This is a genomic window from Cryobacterium sp. BB307, from assembly GCF_012274275.1.
GTDB lineage: Bacteria > Actinomycetota > Actinomycetes > Actinomycetales > Microbacteriaceae > Terrimesophilobacter.
The window spans coordinates 1321717-1336408 of record NZ_JAANZA010000001.1; the positions used below are offsets into that span (position 1 = coordinate 1321717).

At 67.5% G+C, this 14692-nt stretch carries 13 protein-coding genes; 3 read left to right on the top strand and 10 right to left on the bottom strand.

What is annotated here, in order from left to right; genetic code table 11:
- Nucleotides 1–58: 58 nt before the first annotated feature.
- From HGK58_RS06465 to HGK58_RS06495, 7 genes are all read right to left on the bottom strand, one after another.
- On the bottom strand, nucleotides 59–856 hold the full coding sequence (locus tag HGK58_RS06465) for a crotonase/enoyl-CoA hydratase family protein (RefSeq protein WP_168626664.1): 798 nt from the start codon (nucleotides 854–856) through the stop codon (nucleotides 59–61).
- An 18-nt stretch (nucleotides 857–874) separates the two neighbouring features.
- The gene (locus tag HGK58_RS06470; protein WP_227411982.1) at nucleotides 875–1633 is read right to left on the bottom strand and encodes an arginase family protein; all 759 of its coding nucleotides are present in this window, start codon (nucleotides 1631–1633) and stop codon (nucleotides 875–877) included.
- 125 nt (nucleotides 1634–1758) lie between these two features.
- Nucleotides 1759–2499 carry a PspA/IM30 family protein gene (locus tag HGK58_RS06475; protein WP_168626666.1) on the bottom strand — a complete coding sequence of 247 codons (741 nt, stop codon included), beginning with the start codon at nucleotides 2497–2499 and terminating at the stop codon, nucleotides 1759–1761.
- Nucleotides 2500–2545: 46 nt separating this feature from the next.
- Entirely contained in the window at nucleotides 2546–4372 is a 1827-nt protein-coding gene (locus HGK58_RS06480; protein ID WP_168626667.1) for a TPM domain-containing protein, read from the bottom strand.
- A gap of 206 nt (nucleotides 4373–4578) precedes the next feature.
- The gene (locus tag HGK58_RS06485; protein WP_168626668.1) at nucleotides 4579–5343 is read right to left on the bottom strand and encodes a hypothetical protein; all 765 of its coding nucleotides are present in this window, start codon (nucleotides 5341–5343) and stop codon (nucleotides 4579–4581) included.
- The gene (locus HGK58_RS06490) at nucleotides 5333–5884 is read right to left on the bottom strand and encodes a sigma-70 family RNA polymerase sigma factor (protein ID WP_349236148.1); all 552 of its coding nucleotides are present in this window, start codon (nucleotides 5882–5884) and stop codon (nucleotides 5333–5335) included. Before HGK58_RS06490 ends, HGK58_RS06485 begins: the two co-directional genes overlap by 11 nt.
- A 138-nt stretch (nucleotides 5885–6022) precedes the next feature.
- Entirely contained in the window at nucleotides 6023–7834 is a 1812-nt protein-coding gene (locus tag HGK58_RS06495; RefSeq protein WP_168626929.1) for a phosphoenolpyruvate carboxykinase (GTP), read from the bottom strand.
- 209 nt (nucleotides 7835–8043) lie between these two features.
- Between HGK58_RS06495 and HGK58_RS06500 the strand changes: the two genes are divergently transcribed.
- Complete coding sequence (locus HGK58_RS06500; RefSeq protein WP_168626669.1) at nucleotides 8044–9477, top strand: XRE family transcriptional regulator; 1434 nt, start codon at nucleotides 8044–8046, stop codon at nucleotides 9475–9477.
- On the opposite strand, the gene HGK58_RS06505 is transcribed toward HGK58_RS06500, so the two are convergent.
- Together HGK58_RS06505 and HGK58_RS06510 are read right to left on the bottom strand one after the other, a co-directional pair.
- Nucleotides 9444–10586, bottom strand: a complete 1143-nt coding sequence (locus tag HGK58_RS06505; protein WP_168626670.1) for a glycerate kinase — start codon at nucleotides 10584–10586, stop codon at nucleotides 9444–9446. The two genes, HGK58_RS06500 and HGK58_RS06505, sit on opposite strands and share 34 nt — an antisense overlap.
- A 78-nt stretch (nucleotides 10587–10664) precedes the next feature.
- Complete coding sequence (locus tag HGK58_RS06510; protein WP_168626671.1) at nucleotides 10665–11024, bottom strand: DUF1801 domain-containing protein; 360 nt, start codon at nucleotides 11022–11024, stop codon at nucleotides 10665–10667.
- A gap of 137 nt (nucleotides 11025–11161) precedes the next feature.
- Between HGK58_RS06510 and HGK58_RS06515 the strand changes: the two genes are divergently transcribed.
- Complete coding sequence (locus HGK58_RS06515) at nucleotides 11162–11569, top strand: YciI family protein (RefSeq protein ID WP_168626672.1); 408 nt, start codon at nucleotides 11162–11164, stop codon at nucleotides 11567–11569.
- A gap of 21 nt (nucleotides 11570–11590) precedes the next feature.
- Nucleotides 11591–12730, top strand: a complete 1140-nt coding sequence (locus HGK58_RS06520) for a DUF6596 domain-containing protein (RefSeq protein WP_246865371.1) — start codon at nucleotides 11591–11593, stop codon at nucleotides 12728–12730.
- Here HGK58_RS06520 and HGK58_RS06525 read toward each other — a convergent pair.
- Entirely contained in the window at nucleotides 12727–14244 is a 1518-nt protein-coding gene (locus tag HGK58_RS06525) for a SulP family inorganic anion transporter (protein WP_168626674.1), read from the bottom strand. The two genes, HGK58_RS06520 and HGK58_RS06525, sit on opposite strands and share 4 nt — an antisense overlap.
- Nucleotides 14245–14692 lie beyond the last annotated feature (448 nt).

Consider the following 14692-nt stretch of genomic DNA (forward strand, 5'->3'; position numbering starts at 1 on the left):
GACGCTACGCCGGACAAGCCGATTGCCGCTCGGCTTCGACGGTTTCCTCTTCGAATGCTCAGCGACCGATGAACTCGGCCGGGGTGCGCGTCAGGAACGCCTGCATGCCGATCCTTGCGTCTTCGCTTGTGGCGAGTCGGACGAGTTCCGGCTGAAGGTTCCGTGCCGCGGCCGCTTCACCGTCCGCGGCGGCGGTGCGCGCACTCGCCAGGCTCGCCTGTACGGCGAGCGGCGCTTGCGCCGCGACCCGGCGGGCGAGTTCGAGTGCACGGTCGTACTGCTCGCCATCCGGGACCACCTCCTGCACGAGGCCGATCCGGTGCGCTTCTGTGGCGTCGAAACTGTCGCCGGTGAGGATCCAGCGCATCGCGTTGCCCCAGCCCGCGACCTTCGGGAAGCGCAGGGTCGCCCCGCCGAACGGCAGGATGCCGCGTGCCACCTCGATCTGCGCGAACGTCGCGGACTGGGCGGCGACGGCGATGTCGCTGGCGAGGATGAGTTCGATGCCGAGCGTCAGGCAGGTGCCCTGTACCGCGACGACCACCGGCTTGGTGGTGCCGCTGCCGTCGACCCGCCACGGGTTGATGCCGCCTTCGGGAACGATGTCGAGGCCCGCGGCGCCGATGCGAGGTGCGACGTCGGGCAGGTCGAGTCCGCCGGTGAAGTGCTCGCCGTGCGCGTAGACCAGCCCAACCCGCAGTTCCGGATCCCGTTCCAGCTCGCCGTAGGCGAGGCACAGCTCCTGCAGCAGGCGGAAGTCGGCCGCGTTGCGCTTGTCAGGCCGGTTCAGCCCGATCAGGAGGACGTGTCCTTCCCGGTCGACGGTGACACGAGGCGAGTCTGATTCAGTGATCATCGCCCCAGCCTACGGGCGTCACCGGGTGAGGGCGGCGATGATCCGCAGGATGGTCGGCAGGTCGTCGGCCGCGGCGGCCTCGGAGGCCGGCGCGAACTCGGTGAGACCCGCACCGGCCAGCGTGAACTCGGCGCGAAGCGCGCGCACGCACTCGATGAGCAGCGCGCTCGTGATGCCGAAAGGCTCAGGGAAAACGAGACCCGCGAACTCCGCTGGGTCGAGCACGTCGAGGTCGATGTGCACGTAGACCGAGGTCGCGCCGGTCGCCTTGACCTGCTCGACTAGCGCCTGCGGGTTCAGGCTGGCCGGGTCGAGGCACGCGACGCTCATGTCGTCGATGTACTCGCGTTCCGCGCTGTCGAAGGCGCGCGCACCCGCGAGCACGAGCCGGCGCGGGTCGAGGGTTCGTTCGGGCGCGAGGTGCTCCACCCCCTCGCCGAGGAGCGTCCTCAGCACCATCCCATGGAAGGCGCCGGACGGTGACGTCTCGGGGGTGTTGAGGTCCGGATGCGAGTCGAACCAGACGACCGCGGTCGTCTCGTCGGCCGCACGCTCGATCGCGGCCAGTTCAACGCCGCAGTCCCCGCCGATCGTGATGACCGGCTTGGGCGCCGTCTTGAGGGCGACGCGCATCCGGTCCCGCACCGTGATGAGCGAACCGCAGCGGGCAACGCCGCTTCCGATTTCGTCGCCCGCTTCGAGGGGGACGTCGACGACAACCGTGCTGGAACCGGGAAGGTCGCCGCGGATCGCGTTGGCCCCGTCGACCAGCCTCATGGCGCGTGCTGAGCTTGAGCCCTGCCATTGCGGTACAACCAGGAACATCTAGCCTGCCCGTCTTTCGTGTGCAGTCTCCTCGGGGGTCGACCCTTGCTGCAGGGTCGACCCCGAGGATGATCGGCTTACTCGCCCGTGCCGACTGCCTTCTGCGGCGTTCCCGACTTGAGCGCTGCGAGGCGCGCCTCGACCTCGACCGACTCGTCCGAGCGCTCCAACTGCTCGAACTGGGCGTCCAGGCTGGAGGCCGCAAGCTCCTGCGAGCCGAGAACCTTCGCCTCTTCGCGGCGGATCTTCTCCTCGAAGCGGCTGATCTCGCTTGTCGGGTCGAGCAGGTCGATGCTCTTCATCGCATCCATCACCTGCTGCTGGGCGCCGGCGGTCTTGGCGCGCGCGATGAGCTCGTCACGCTTCGAGGACAGCTCGTGCAGCTTGCCCCGCATTGCCTCGAGACCCTGCTTGAGCTGGTTGACCACCGCGGTTTGCGACTGAATGGTTGGCTCGGCCGCCTTCGCCTGGTTCTCCTCAGACAGCTGACGGCCGAGGGCAACCTTGGCGAGGTTGTCGAACTTGTCCGCGTCCGCGGCGTTGCCGGCTGCGCGCAGTTCGTCAGCCTTGCGGCTGGCAGCGAGAGCCTTGTTGCCCCAGTCGGCCGCGGCCTTCACGTCTTCCTGGTAGTCCTGCTCGAGCAGGCGCAGGTTGCCGATCGTCTGTGCGATGGCGGCCTCTGCTTCAGCGATGTTGTTCGTGTAGTCGCGGACCATCTGGTCCAGCATGAGCGCCGGATCCTCGGCGGCGTCCAGCATCGCGTTGATGTTTGCCTTGGCGAGTTGGGCGATTCGCCCGAAAATCGATTGCTTGACCATCGTTTTTCCTTACCTTCCTGGGTGTGCCTTGCTGACTGTCGGATGTCTAGAATCTGCCGCCGCTGCTCCGCCTGCCACCGGAGAATCCTCGGGAACGTCCCCCAAAACTACCTGAGCGGCCGCCTCCGCCGAACCCTCCGCCGAATCCGCCCCCGCCGCCTCCGAAGATGCCGCCGCCTCGGCCGCCACCGCTCAGCATTCCGCCGATGATGCCGCCGATAATCGCGCCCCCGATGTCGGTTCCGACGCTGCTGCCGCGACCGCCGAACCCGCCGCCGTAGCCGGGCACCGAGTAGCCCTGCAGGTCGTACTGAGCGCTCGACAACGCCTGCTGCGCCAGGTTGCTGGCGGCACGGGCGTGCGCGAGCGCGGCGACCGGATCGGTGGTGGCGACCGCCACCGCCCCGTCCAGATGACGCATTGCCTCGGAGAGCCGGGTGCGCGCGGTGTCGCGGATGACCCCGCGCCTGGTGGTGATGAAGTCGTGTGCTGCCGAAATCTCAGCGCGAGCGCTGAAGATCGCCTGGTCGAGCGCTCCGGCGGCCCGGCGCACCTTCTCCTGTTCTTCGCGCACCGACGCGAGCACGGCGTCCAGCTGCTCGTTCGCCTTGTGCAGGTTGGTGAGGCTGTTGACGGGGTCGTCTCCGGATGCCGCCGCCGACAGTGCGGCCTCGGCTGCCGCGATCGCGGGCGCCAGTTGCGGATCGTCCAGCGGCAGTGCTCGGGCGGCAGCGAGGTCTTGTTCGGTGTCACTGACAGCGGCGCTGAGTGCGGCTTGCGCCTCGCGGAGGTCTGCGGCGATTCGCTCGACCGCGTCAAGCAGTTGCGTCACCTGGCCGACCGCAGCCTGCGCGGCACGAACGGCAACCGCGGCAGGGCCGGTCTTTCCGGCGGCAAGCGCCTGCTCCGCTTCGGTCGCGCGGCCGGTTGCGAAGGTCAGCAGGTCCTCGGCCTGCTTCGGATTGCCGGCAACCATGGCAACCGCCGCAGGGGAGTAGTCCCGTTGCAGGGTCACCAGCGTCTGCTTCGCGGCCTCAAGGCGTCCCCGGGCTTGATCAGTATCCGTCCGGACGGTCACCAGCTGCTCGGGCGCGGTCTGCTCCAGCGCGCGAAGCTCGTCGAAGGCGTCCGCCTGCGCGTCGAGCTCCTTGTCGCCGGCCTCCGCGAGTTCGACGATCTGCAGGGTCATGCTGCGGCGCTCCTCGGCAGACTCGGGGAACGCGTCGTCGAGCTTCTGGCGCAGCTCGAACGCGGCGCGCGCTTTGTCCTTGGCCGACCCAAGCGCATGAACGAATGGTTTTGCGGTCTCCTCGCCGAACTGGGCGACCGCGAAGTCGAGTTCCTGCTCGCTCGTCTTGATCTCGTCGTCGAGCTGCACGAGCAGGATGCTTGCGCGCTGGTCGAGCTGCTTGGCGTTCAGCTTCTCAGCAGCAACAGCGCGGCCCTTTCGCACGCGCGAGCGAATGAACAACGCGAGTCCGACGACCACGACGAGCCCCAGGAGTACCCAGCCCCACGGGAATCCGGGGTCTGTGATCTTCTCGCGCAAGCCGTCCGCTGCGGCGATCGCGGCACCAGCCCAGTCGCTGTCGGAGAGGCGCGGCTCGATCAGCTCGCTCTCGATCTGGCGAGTCTCGCTCTCGCTCAACTCGAACTCGCTCGGGTAGGACATCTGATAGATGCGGTCCTCGACCGCGACCGCCATCAGCACATCGTCGTTGCCAAGCCCGTTCTGTTCGGCTGTGATGTCCGCCCACGAGGACCCTGCCGGCACGCCCTCGAACGAGTCGACATACACGACGAAGAGCTGTGCGTCCGTCTCTGCGGCCAGCTGATCGAGCGAGTCCATGATCGCGCCCTCTTGGCCGCGCACAGCTCCTACGGAGTCGAAGATGTAGGCGCCACCGAGGTCGACGGGGTCCTCGGCGAAAGCGGCCGTCGGGGTCGCGAGAGCGATTGCCGCCCCGAACGCGATCGCGGCCCACCGTGTCAGAAGCGAGCGTTGCGTGGCGATGGCCGAGTCCTTTCGCTGTGCCGAGGTGAGGTGAGAGTCTAGCGGTGGCGACCGAACACCCGGGTTTAGCGAAGGTGAATCGGCACAAGCGCGCTGCCAACGAGTTCCGAGCCGGCGGTGTTGTCGCCTCCGACCTCCGAGACGACGATCGCGGCCGAGAGCTCGTAGCTGCCAGGGGCGGCTGGGGCAAGTGGGCTGTTCGTGCTCGAACCGGAACTGCCGCACAGGGCAGGTATGAAGGTCGCGTCGAACCGGGTGGACTGGCCGGGCGCCAGATCGATGGGGACCGCTTCGGCGAGCGGAGCGGGCGCGCCATGCCAGACCGTGACGCCATCCTGGGAGAGGGTGACCGCCGGTCCCGCTGCCGCCGAGCCGGTCACCCGCTTGGTGCCGCTGTTCGACAGGGTGACCGTGCCGATCACCTCACCGTCGGCGATCGCGACATCGGCTGGGAAGGCGAGGGTGAGAGTGAGACCGGATGCTGCGGGCTGCACGACCGTCAACGGCTGGCTGCACTGGTTGAGCAGCTGGAGCGGTGACGCAGGAACGAGTGAACTGTCGCGACTCTCGTCGGCCGGCCCGGTCCCGAACTCCGGACTCTGCATGCCGTCGCTCATGACAGACACGGGAGGCTGGACCAGCTGCGGCAGGGTGCCGACGCCGAGCACGATCACACCGGCCGCCGCGAGGGTGGTTGCCGCACCCGCGGCGAGTTGGCGTGGCAGTCGGCGGCGGCGAACTCGCCGCACGATGTCGGCGGGGTCGACCCCCGGCGACGGTGGCGTGTCGCCACCCTTCAGCCAGTCGCGCAGTTCGGACTCAGTGGGCACGATCGCCTCCCCGCGTGTTGGTCAATGGCCCGCCGTGCTCGTCGCCCATGGCAACCGCGAGACGGGCGAGCGCGTCGCTGATATAGCGCTTGACCGCGCCGGCGCTGATGCCGAGCGTTTCGGCGATGTCATCCACCTTCAGGTCCTCGTAATAGCGCAGGACGACGCACGCGCGCTCTCGCGGCGACAGCTGCTGCAGCCGCGCGTCGAGGTCGAGGCGTGTTTCGGTGGCCGCGTCGGTGGACTCCTGCTCGGCGGGGACCGCGGTGAGATGCTCGATGCGCCGCCAACGGCTACGACGGCGCCCGGTGTCGAGGTAGGTGTTCAGGATGGCCCGCCTTACGTAGGCTTCTGCGCTTGCAACGGTGAAGCCGTTGCGCAGGCGCCCGAACGTCTTGACCAGGGCGTCCTGCACGAGGTCAGCCGCATCATCCGCGCTTCCCGAGATCAGGTAGGCGTAACGGGTGAGGGCGTCACCGCGCTCTGCGACGAGGCGTGTGACGACCTCTTCCCAGCGCTCCTCGTTCCCGGCCCGTGCCACGCGCGTCCTCCTTGGTTCCGCCACCATTCTGGCGGGGATCGCGGAGGACGGCGCGCGCGACGCGAGCGCAATGCTGCTCATACCCACTAAGACGAGGCAGGCGCCCCGAACGTTGGGTGCGAGCGCGAGAGAGGGGTGTCAGGCGCTCTCGGTTTTCTCGAGACGCTGCCGGATGGCGGCTAGCTGGCGTCGCATCGCTTCAGGAGTGCGGTCGCCGAACTGCTCGAAGAACTTTTCGGTGTCGTCGAGCTCAGCGAGCCACGCATCACGGTCGATGGCGAACAGCTCGTCGAACGCCTCGTCGGACACGTCCAGGCCATCCCGATCGATTCCACCCTCGGTCGGCACGAGGCCGAGCGGGGTGTCCTTGGCGGGCACCTGCGCGTCGACGCGCTCCAGGATCCAGGCGATCACTCGAGAGTTCTCGGAGAACCCGGGCCACAGGAAGCTGCCATCCTCGCCGCGACGGAACCAGTTGACCTGGAAGATGCGCGGCAGCACGGCGTTCTTGCGAAGCTCGGAACCGACCTTCAGCCAGTGCGACCAGTGGTCGGCCATGTTGTAGCCGCAGAACGGCATCATCGCAAACGGGTCGCGACGTAACTCGCCGACCTTGCCCTCGGCCGCCGCGGTGCGCTCGGACGAGACCGTTGCGCCCATGAACACGCCGTGTTCCCACTCGCGGGCCTCGACGACGAGCGGCACGTTGCTCGCGCGACGGCCGCCGAAGATGATCGCGTCGATGACGACACCGTTCGGGTCATCCCACGTGTCGGCGATCGTGGGGCATTGGCTCGCGGCGACGGTGAACCGGGAGTTCGGGTGCGCTGCGGGACCGTTGGCCGGATCCCACGGGCGACCCTGCCAGTCGATGAGGTTGTCAGGCGCCTTGTCGGTCATGCCCTCCCACCACACGTCGCCGTCCTCGCGCAGCGCGACGTTGGTGAAGATGGTGTTGCCCCAGATGGTGTCGATCGCGGTCTCGTTGGTGGACCGGCCGGTGCCGGGCGCGACACCGAAGAAGCCCGCTTCTGGGTTGATCGCGCGGAGGCGGCCATCCGGTCCCGGCTTCAGCCAGGCGATGTCGTCGCCGATGGTCTCGACCTTCCAGCCAGGGATCGACGGCTTGAGCATGGCGAGGTTCGTCTTGCCGCAGGCCGACGGGAACGCGGCGGCGACGTGGAACACGCGGCCCCGCGGGTTGGTGACCTTGAGGATGAGCATGTGCTCGGCGAGCCAGCCCTCATCCCGTGCGATGACGGATGCGATGCGCAGCGCGAACGACTTCTTCGCTAGCAGTGCGTTGCCGCCGTAGGCGGAGCCGTACGACCAGATTTCGCGGGTGTCCGGGAAGTGGGTGATGTACTTCTTCTCGTTCGACGGCCACGGCACGTCCGCCTCACCCGGGGCGAGAGGAGCGCCGACGCTGTGCACAGCCGGGACCCAGTCGGTGTAGCGGCCGAACTGAGCGAGAGCCTGCCCGCCCATGCGCGTCATGATCGCCATGCTGGCGACGACGTAGGGGGAGTCGGTCACCTGCACGCCGAGCTTGGCGATCGGGCTGCCGATCGGGCCCATCGAGAACGGGATGACGTACATGGTGCGACCGCGCATGGCGCCATCGAACAGTTCGAGGAGGGTTGCGCGCATCTCCTTCGGATCGCGCCAGTTGTTCGTCGGGCCGGCCTCATCGGGGTCCTCGGTGCAGATGAACGTGCGCGCCTCGACGCGAGCCACATCCTTGGGGTCGCTGCGAGCGAGGAAGCTGTACGGCCGATGTTCCGGGTTGAGTCGGATGAGGGTGCCGTCATCGACCATTTTCTTGGTCAGGTGATCCCATTCGGCCTTCGAGCCGTCGCACCAGACGACCTCATCCGGTCGGGTGAGGGCGGCGATCTCGGCGACCCATTCAACGACGTCCTGAGGCGCGTTGTCGGGGGCGCCTCCCATCGAATGCGTGGGCTCGACACCCAGCGCTGATGTTCCCGACTCGGAGTTGCGGGGGGCGGTGAGTGTCATCGTCTTGCTCCTCAATTCCTCAGCCGGAAGCGGACTTCGCCGGCTTCAAATCCTTGTCTAGTAACACTTTGCGCGTCATTCCGGAGATTTCGCAGTGAAAGTGGTCGAAAGATCGCTGATTCTTTCACTATTGTGAATTCATGACTGATCTCGCCACCTTAGGTCAACGCATCCGGCATTACCGGGGCAGTGCCAATCTCACCCTCGACCAGCTCGGTGCGACAGTGGGAATCGCAGGCAGCCAGCTCTCGCTGATGGAGAACGGCCGTCGCGAGCCCCGGCTGTCCGTGCTGCAGTCGATCGCCGCCGCCCTGAAGGTCGAAGTCTCCGACCTGCTGGACCCCGCACCTCCGAGCCCGCGCGCAGCCATGGAGATCGAGTTGGAGCGCTTGCAGCGCAGCGCCGTCTATGCGGGACTGGGGCTGCCGGTCATCCGGCCGTCGCGCACCATGTCGGACGAGACCCTTGAGGCCATGGTGGGCCTCCACCACGAGCTCGCTCGGCGCGCCCGCGAGGCGATCGCGACGCCGGAGGAGGCGCGCAGGGCGAACACGGAGCTGCGCCAGTACATGCGCACGCAGAACAACTACCTGCCGGCCATCGAGGAGCTCGCCCAGGAGCAGCTGCGCGCTGTCGGTCACGCCACCGGCGCGCTGACGCACCGCTCGGTGAACTTGATGGCGAAGCGACTCGGGTTCGAGCTCATCTACGTGTCCGACCTGCCGCATTCGACCCGGTCGGTCACCGACCTGGAGAACGGCCGCATCTATCTGCCGCCGGCTTCCATCCCCGGTGGGCACGGCCTGCGGTCGATGGCGCTGCAGGCGCTCGCGCACCGCCTGCTCGAACATCACGAGCCGGAGAGCTACGCAGAGTTCCTCAGGCAGCGGCTCGAGATCAACTACTTCGCCGCCGCGTGCCTCATGCCGCTCAAGCAGTCCGTCGATTTCCTCGGCAAGGCGAAGTCGGACAAGAACCTGGCGGTGGAGGACTTCCGCGACGCGTTCGGTGTCACCCATGAGGCCGCTGCGCTGCGTTTCACCAACCTCGCGACCACGCACCTCGGGATGACGGTGCACTTCCTGCGCGTCGGCGAGGACGGCGCCCTGTACAAGGGCTACGAGAACGACGGGCTCAACCTGCCGACCGATGTCACCGGGTCGACCGAGGGGCAGATCGTCTGCAGGCACTGGGCAGCGCGCCGCGCGTTCGAGCGCACCAACCGCACGACAGAGTTCTACCAGTACACCGATGCGCCGACTGGCACCTACTGGTGCTCGACCCAGATCGGGACGGCGGCGAGCTCGGAAGAGTTCTCGATCACCTTCGGCGTTCCGTTCGCGGATGCGAAGTGGTTCCGCGGCCGGGAGACGACCTTCCGGCAGCAGTCGAAGTGCCCGGATCCAAGCTGTTGCCGTCGTCCGTCGCAGGAGCTGTCGCAGCGCTGGTCGCACAAGGCATGGGCGAGCGCACGCATGCACGCGCACGTGCTCTCGCCGCTGCCATCCGGTACCTTCCCCGGCGTCGACGACACCGAGCTCTACGACTTCCTCGAGGCCCACTCCGAGTCGTAGTGCGGGGGAGTGCCGGGGGAGCGGGTGAATCCCTGAGCGAGGATCTCGCCTGCGACCTCCAGCCAGCCCTCCGGGTCGGCGAGTGAGGCCTCCGGTGACCCGGCCAGCTCGGCGAGCGAGAGCGGCTGGAAAGTGGTGGGCATACCCGCTTCGACGACGCCGGCGACGATGATCGTCCGCTTCCCTTCGGCGAGCTCGATGACGCCGCCGACGACCTTGCCGCTCAGCGAGGTTCGGTCGAACCTTCCCTCACCCGTGATTACGACATCCGCATCCCGGATTGCCTCGGGGAGGCCCGTGAGCTCGGCGATGAACCGCCCGCCCGGTAGCAGCTCAGCGCCCAGAGCGGTCGCGAGACCGTACCCTGTGCCGCCTGCGGCGCCGGCGCCGGGCCTCGAGGGGTCGCCGCGCAGGAATTGCGACAACCGGTCGAGTGCGTGGTCGAGCAGCTCGACCTGACCGTGGTCGGCGCCCTTCTGCGGTCCGAAGACGAAGGCTGCGCCGTGTGGCCCAGTCAGTGGCGCGTCCACGTCGGTGAGGAGGACGATGCGCTCGGCCACGTCGTTGACTGCGGACAGGTCGATGGCGCGAAGCGTGTTGAGGTGACCACCGCCATCCGGCAGCTCCCTCCCGCCGAAGTCGAGGAACCGAGCGCCGAGCGCGGTGAGGGCGCCCGTGCCGCCATCGGTGGACGCCGATCCGCCCAGCCCCACCATGAGACGGCGGATGCCGGTCGGCGCGAGAGTGGTCACGGCGTCGCGGATTACCTCACCGAGTCCGCGCGTCGTCGCGCCCAGCGGGTCGAGCGTGGCCATGAGTGGCAGCCCGGAGCTCTGCGCGAGCTCGACGGCCACGAGCCCGCCGGGCAGCTCGAGCCAGTCCGCGCGAGTGGGCACACCGTCCGGCCCGGTGACCGTGACGGTGTGCCGAGTGCAGTCGGGAATGGCCGCCTCAATGGCGTCGAGGGTGCCCTCGCCGCCGTCGGCTTGCGGGAGCAGCACCAGGTCGTCGTCCGGTCGTCTCCTGCTCCATCCGCGGGCAATCGCGTGCGCAACTCGGGTGGCGCTGGTCGACCCCTTGAAAGAATCCGGGGCGAGGACGACTCGCATCCGCCCAGTGTCCGGTGTGCGCCTGTGACTTGCATGGTTCGCCGCCAGTTCACGGCAAATCCGGTGACGGCGGCCGGGTCAGGCGCGTTCCTTGCGCTCGGCGAGCAGTTCCTCGACGGTGCGCCGGATGAGGTCGTGCGGAAGCGGCTTGCCGAGCGGGAACTTCAGCGTTCCCTTGCCCGAGCGGAACGGTTCCAGTTCAGCCAGGAGCTGCTCGTCACGCCCCGGCACCGGGTAAATGCTGACGTGCTCCGTCCATCCGGAGACATAGACGACGTACTTGCCGTCGACCTTGAACGTCGGGATCTGATAGCTGATCACCTCGTCGGCATCCGGGATCACCGAGCGGATGACGCCGCGTACCTCATCGACTGCGGCGAGGACATCGGGCGACAGCGACCTGTCGTATTCGTCGACCGTCTCGAACTTCTGAGCCATGGGATGCTCCCGTCGTCGTTGCGAGAAAACCTACACCGCGATCGCCGGACCGGCGACGGATGTCGAGAATCCACTTGCGGCTCCGTCCTCGGAATGAACACGGCCACAATGGGCCGTACTGCATGAAGGAGAACACGATGACCAAGTACCTGTTACTCAAGCACTACCGTGGCGCGCCAACTGCGGTCAACGACGTGCCGATGGACCGGTGGACGCCCGAGGAGATCTCGGCGCATATGCAGTACATGGACGACTTCGCCGCGCGTCTCGAGAATTCCGGCGAGTACGTTGGCGCGGCTGCGCTGTCGCCAGAGGGCACGTTCGTGCGCTTCGACGGCGACGGGCGTCCCCCGGTCACGGACGGTCCATTCGCGGAGACCAAGGACCTGATCGCCGGGTGGATGGTGATCGATGTCGAGAGCTACGACCGGGCGCTGGAACTTGCCGGCGAGCTGTCCGCGGCTCCGGGCGCCGGCGGCAAGCCTATCCACGAGTGGCTCGAGCTTCGCCCATTCCTCGCCGCGCCCGAGACCATCACGGAGTGACGGACGGTGGATGAGGCCCTGTTGCGGACCCTCACCCCCGCTGTGATCGGGATCCTCGTCCGCCGCGGAGTTGACTTCGCGGCGGCCGAGGATGCCGTGCAGGACGCCATGGTCGAAGCACTGCGCGTGTGGCCGGATGATCCGCCGCGGGATCAGAAGGGTTGGCTGGTCGTCGTGGCCTGGCGCAAGTTCCTCGACACGGCCCGCGCCGACGGCTCCCGGCGACAGCGAGAGGTGATCGTTGAGAGCGAGCCTGTGCCTGAGCCGCGCCAGGCGATGGACGACACCCTTCAGTTGTACTTCCTGTGCGCTCATCCCTCTCTGACACCGGCATCCGCAGTCGCGCTGACGCTGCGCGCGGTCGGTGGTCTGACCACGCGCCAGATCGCGAAGGCCTACCTCGTGCCGGAGGCGACGATGGCGCAACGGATCAGCCGGGCGAAGCGGACAGTGTCGGGCGTCCGATTCAACCAGCCGGGCGACGTCGCCACCGTGTTGCGGGTGCTCTACCTCGTCTTCAACGAGGGCTACTCCGGTGACATCGACCTCGCGGCCGAGGCGATCCGCCTCACCCGCCAACTGGCAGAAGAGACCAGGCATGAGGAGGTGGCCGGCCTGCTCGCACTGATGCTTCTTCACCACGCACGGCGCCCGGCACGGATGCGCCCGGACGGCAGCCTGGTGCCCCTCGCCGAGCAAGACCGCAGCTTGTGGGACACCGCGATGATCTCCGAGGGTGTCGACGTGCTCCAGGCAGCACTCATGCGTGATCGGCTCGGGGAGTACCAGGCTCAGGCCGCCATTGCGGCACTCCATGCGGATGCCCGCACGGCGGATGACACCGACTGGGTGCAGATCGTCGAGTGGTACGACGAACTGCTGCGACTCACCGGCAGCCCGATAGTCCGTCTCAACCGCGCTGTCGCAGTCGGCGAGGCGGACGGTCCGCGAGCCGGACTGGCTGCCCTGGCGGACCTCGATCCTTCCCTGCCCCGCTTCACCGCGGCCGCTGCCTACCTGCATGAGCGTGACGGTGACCTTGTGACGGCAGCGCAGCTCTACGCGGATGCCGCGCAAGCAGCGCCGAACCTCGCAGAGCGCCACCACCTCACACGACAAGCGGCGCGGCTCAACGCGGAACTCCGCACGAGGGACAGCTAGCCGGCGCCTAGGTTGCCCGCGAGCCTCTCGTGCATCGCTGTACTCGCCTCGTTCATGCCGACGATCACGACCCGCTTTCCGTAGCGCTCGTACTTGGTGGTGATGGCGTCCAGGGCGGCCACCGTTGAGGCATCCCACACGTGCGAATCGGACATGTCGATCACCACCCGGTCTGGGTCATCCGCGTACTCGAACTGTGTCGTGAGGTCGTGGCTGGAGGCGAAGAACAGCTCCCCGGTGACGGTGTAGTAGGCGGTTGGCACGGTCTCGTCGGCTGGCAGCGTGCGCTCCACCGTTGCGAAGTGGGCGACGCGGCGGGCGAACAGCACCATCGCCGCGATGACACCGATGATCACCCCGATTGCAAGGTTATTGGTGGCGACGACAATCGCGACGGTGATCACCATGACCGCGGTCTCGCTCTTCGGCATGCGCTTCAATGTCGCGGGACGGATGCTGTGCCAGTCGAACGTGGCGACCGACACCATGATCATGACTGCGACCAGGGCGGCCATCGGGATGACAGCGACGACATCACCGAGCGCGACGACGAGAATCAGCAGGAAAACGCCGGCCAGGAACGTGGAGATCCGGGTGCGTGCGCCGGACGCCTTCACGTTGATCATGGTCTGCCCGATCATCGCGCAGCCGCCCATGCCGCCGAAGAGGCCGGAGAGCACGTTGGCCGCGCCCTGACCGAGCGCCTCGCGAGTCTTGTGCGAGTGGGTGTCCGTGATGTCATCGACCAGCTTGGCGGTCATGAGCGATTCGAGCAGTCCGACAAGAGCCATCGCCAGCGCGTACGGAGCGATGATCGAGAAGGTCTCCCAGGTCAGAGGCACGTTGGGGATGAACAGTTCGGGCAGGCTCTCCGGCAGTTCGCCCTGGTCGCCAACCGTCGGCACATTCACCGCCGTGACAACGGTCGCAACGGTCAGCAGAACGATCGCAACCAGCGGCGCCGGAACGACCTTGGTGAGCCGGGGCATCCCGACCAGGATCAGCAGCCCGACTGCGACAAGCGGGTAGACGAGCCACGGCACACCGACCAGGTGCGGCAGCTGGGCGATGAAGATCAGGATCGCGAGGGCGTTGACGAAGCCGAGCATCACGCTGCGCGGGATGAACCGCATCAGCTTGGCGACGCCGAGAACGCCGAGGACCAGTTGGAACACACCGGCGAGGATGACGGTGGCGATGAAGTAGTCCATGCCGTACTCGCGCGCAACCGGCGCGATGACGAGCGCGACGGCACCCGTCGCCGCGGTGATCATGGCCGGGCGGCCGCCGAGGAAGGCGATGGACACTGCCATGACGAATGAGGAGAACAACCCGAGCCGAGGGTCGACGCCGGCGATGATCGAGAACGAGATTGCTTCAGGGATGAGCGCCAGCGCGACTACGAGCCCGGCGAGGACTTCGCGGGTAAGGAGGCGCGGGGAACGCAGGGCAGTCATCACCGATGGTTGCGGCGCGTAGCGGTCCCGCGACAGGACGTTCTGGCTGGTGGGCATGGTGGCTCCGTGGTGGCGACGCGAGTGCGTCCAGGCGGATGAGCGCGGCGTCGCGCTGGGAATGCCGGTTCGGCGGCTGTGAACTCACGCGGCTGGCGCGGCAGGTGCGTTCCGGTCAACTCGACACTATCGGACCGGTCTCGAAGCGATTATCAAGAGTGAGGGGACGAAGGGTCTCGTATCAGCGGTGGCGGCGAAAGATGCGCGCGAGTAGGCGTCTCGCCTTGGCGCGCGGCCTGAGAGCGGCATCCGCTCGCTCGCTCGGCACGAAGGTCACCTGCTTGCAGTTGGCACAGTCGAGGATGAGCTCATGTACCGAGAGGCCGGCGCCGTAGTAGGGGTTCTGCTTCGCCGATATCGGCGAATTGCAGGAAGGGCACCTCGTCACCTTCGCAATGTACCTCAGCGCAGCCAGCGGCGGCAGAAGCCCTCCTCGTTCTGGGATGCC

What these genes read in the sequence shown, in the direction of transcription:
- HGK58_RS06465 (WP_168626664.1), bottom strand. Translation starts at nt 856, where the DNA reads ATGATCACTGAATCAGACTCGCCTCGTGTCACCGTCGACCGGGAAGGA.
- HGK58_RS06470 (WP_227411982.1), bottom strand. Translation starts at nt 1,633, where the DNA reads ATGAGGCTGGTCGACGGGGCCAACGCGATCCGCGGCGACCTTCCCGGT.
- HGK58_RS06475 (WP_168626666.1), bottom strand. Translation starts at nt 2,499, where the DNA reads ATGGTCAAGCAATCGATTTTCGGGCGAATCGCCCAACTCGCCAAGGCA.
- HGK58_RS06495 (WP_168626929.1), bottom strand. Translation starts at nt 7,834, where the DNA reads ATGGGAGGCGCCCCCGACAACGCGCCTCAGGACGTCGTTGAATGGGTC.
- HGK58_RS06500 (WP_168626669.1), top strand. Translation starts at nt 8,044, where the DNA reads ATGACTGATCTCGCCACCTTAGGTCAACGCATCCGGCATTACCGGGGC.
- HGK58_RS06505 (WP_168626670.1), bottom strand. Translation starts at nt 10,586, where the DNA reads ATGCGAGTCGTCCTCGCCCCGGATTCTTTCAAGGGGTCGACCAGCGCC.
- HGK58_RS06510 (WP_168626671.1), bottom strand. Translation starts at nt 11,024, where the DNA reads ATGGCTCAGAAGTTCGAGACGGTCGACGAATACGACAGGTCGCTGTCG.
- HGK58_RS06515 (WP_168626672.1), top strand. Translation starts at nt 11,162, where the DNA reads ATGACCAAGTACCTGTTACTCAAGCACTACCGTGGCGCGCCAACTGCG.
- HGK58_RS06525 (WP_168626674.1), bottom strand. Translation starts at nt 14,244, where the DNA reads ATGCCCACCAGCCAGAACGTCCTGTCGCGGGACCGCTACGCGCCGCAA.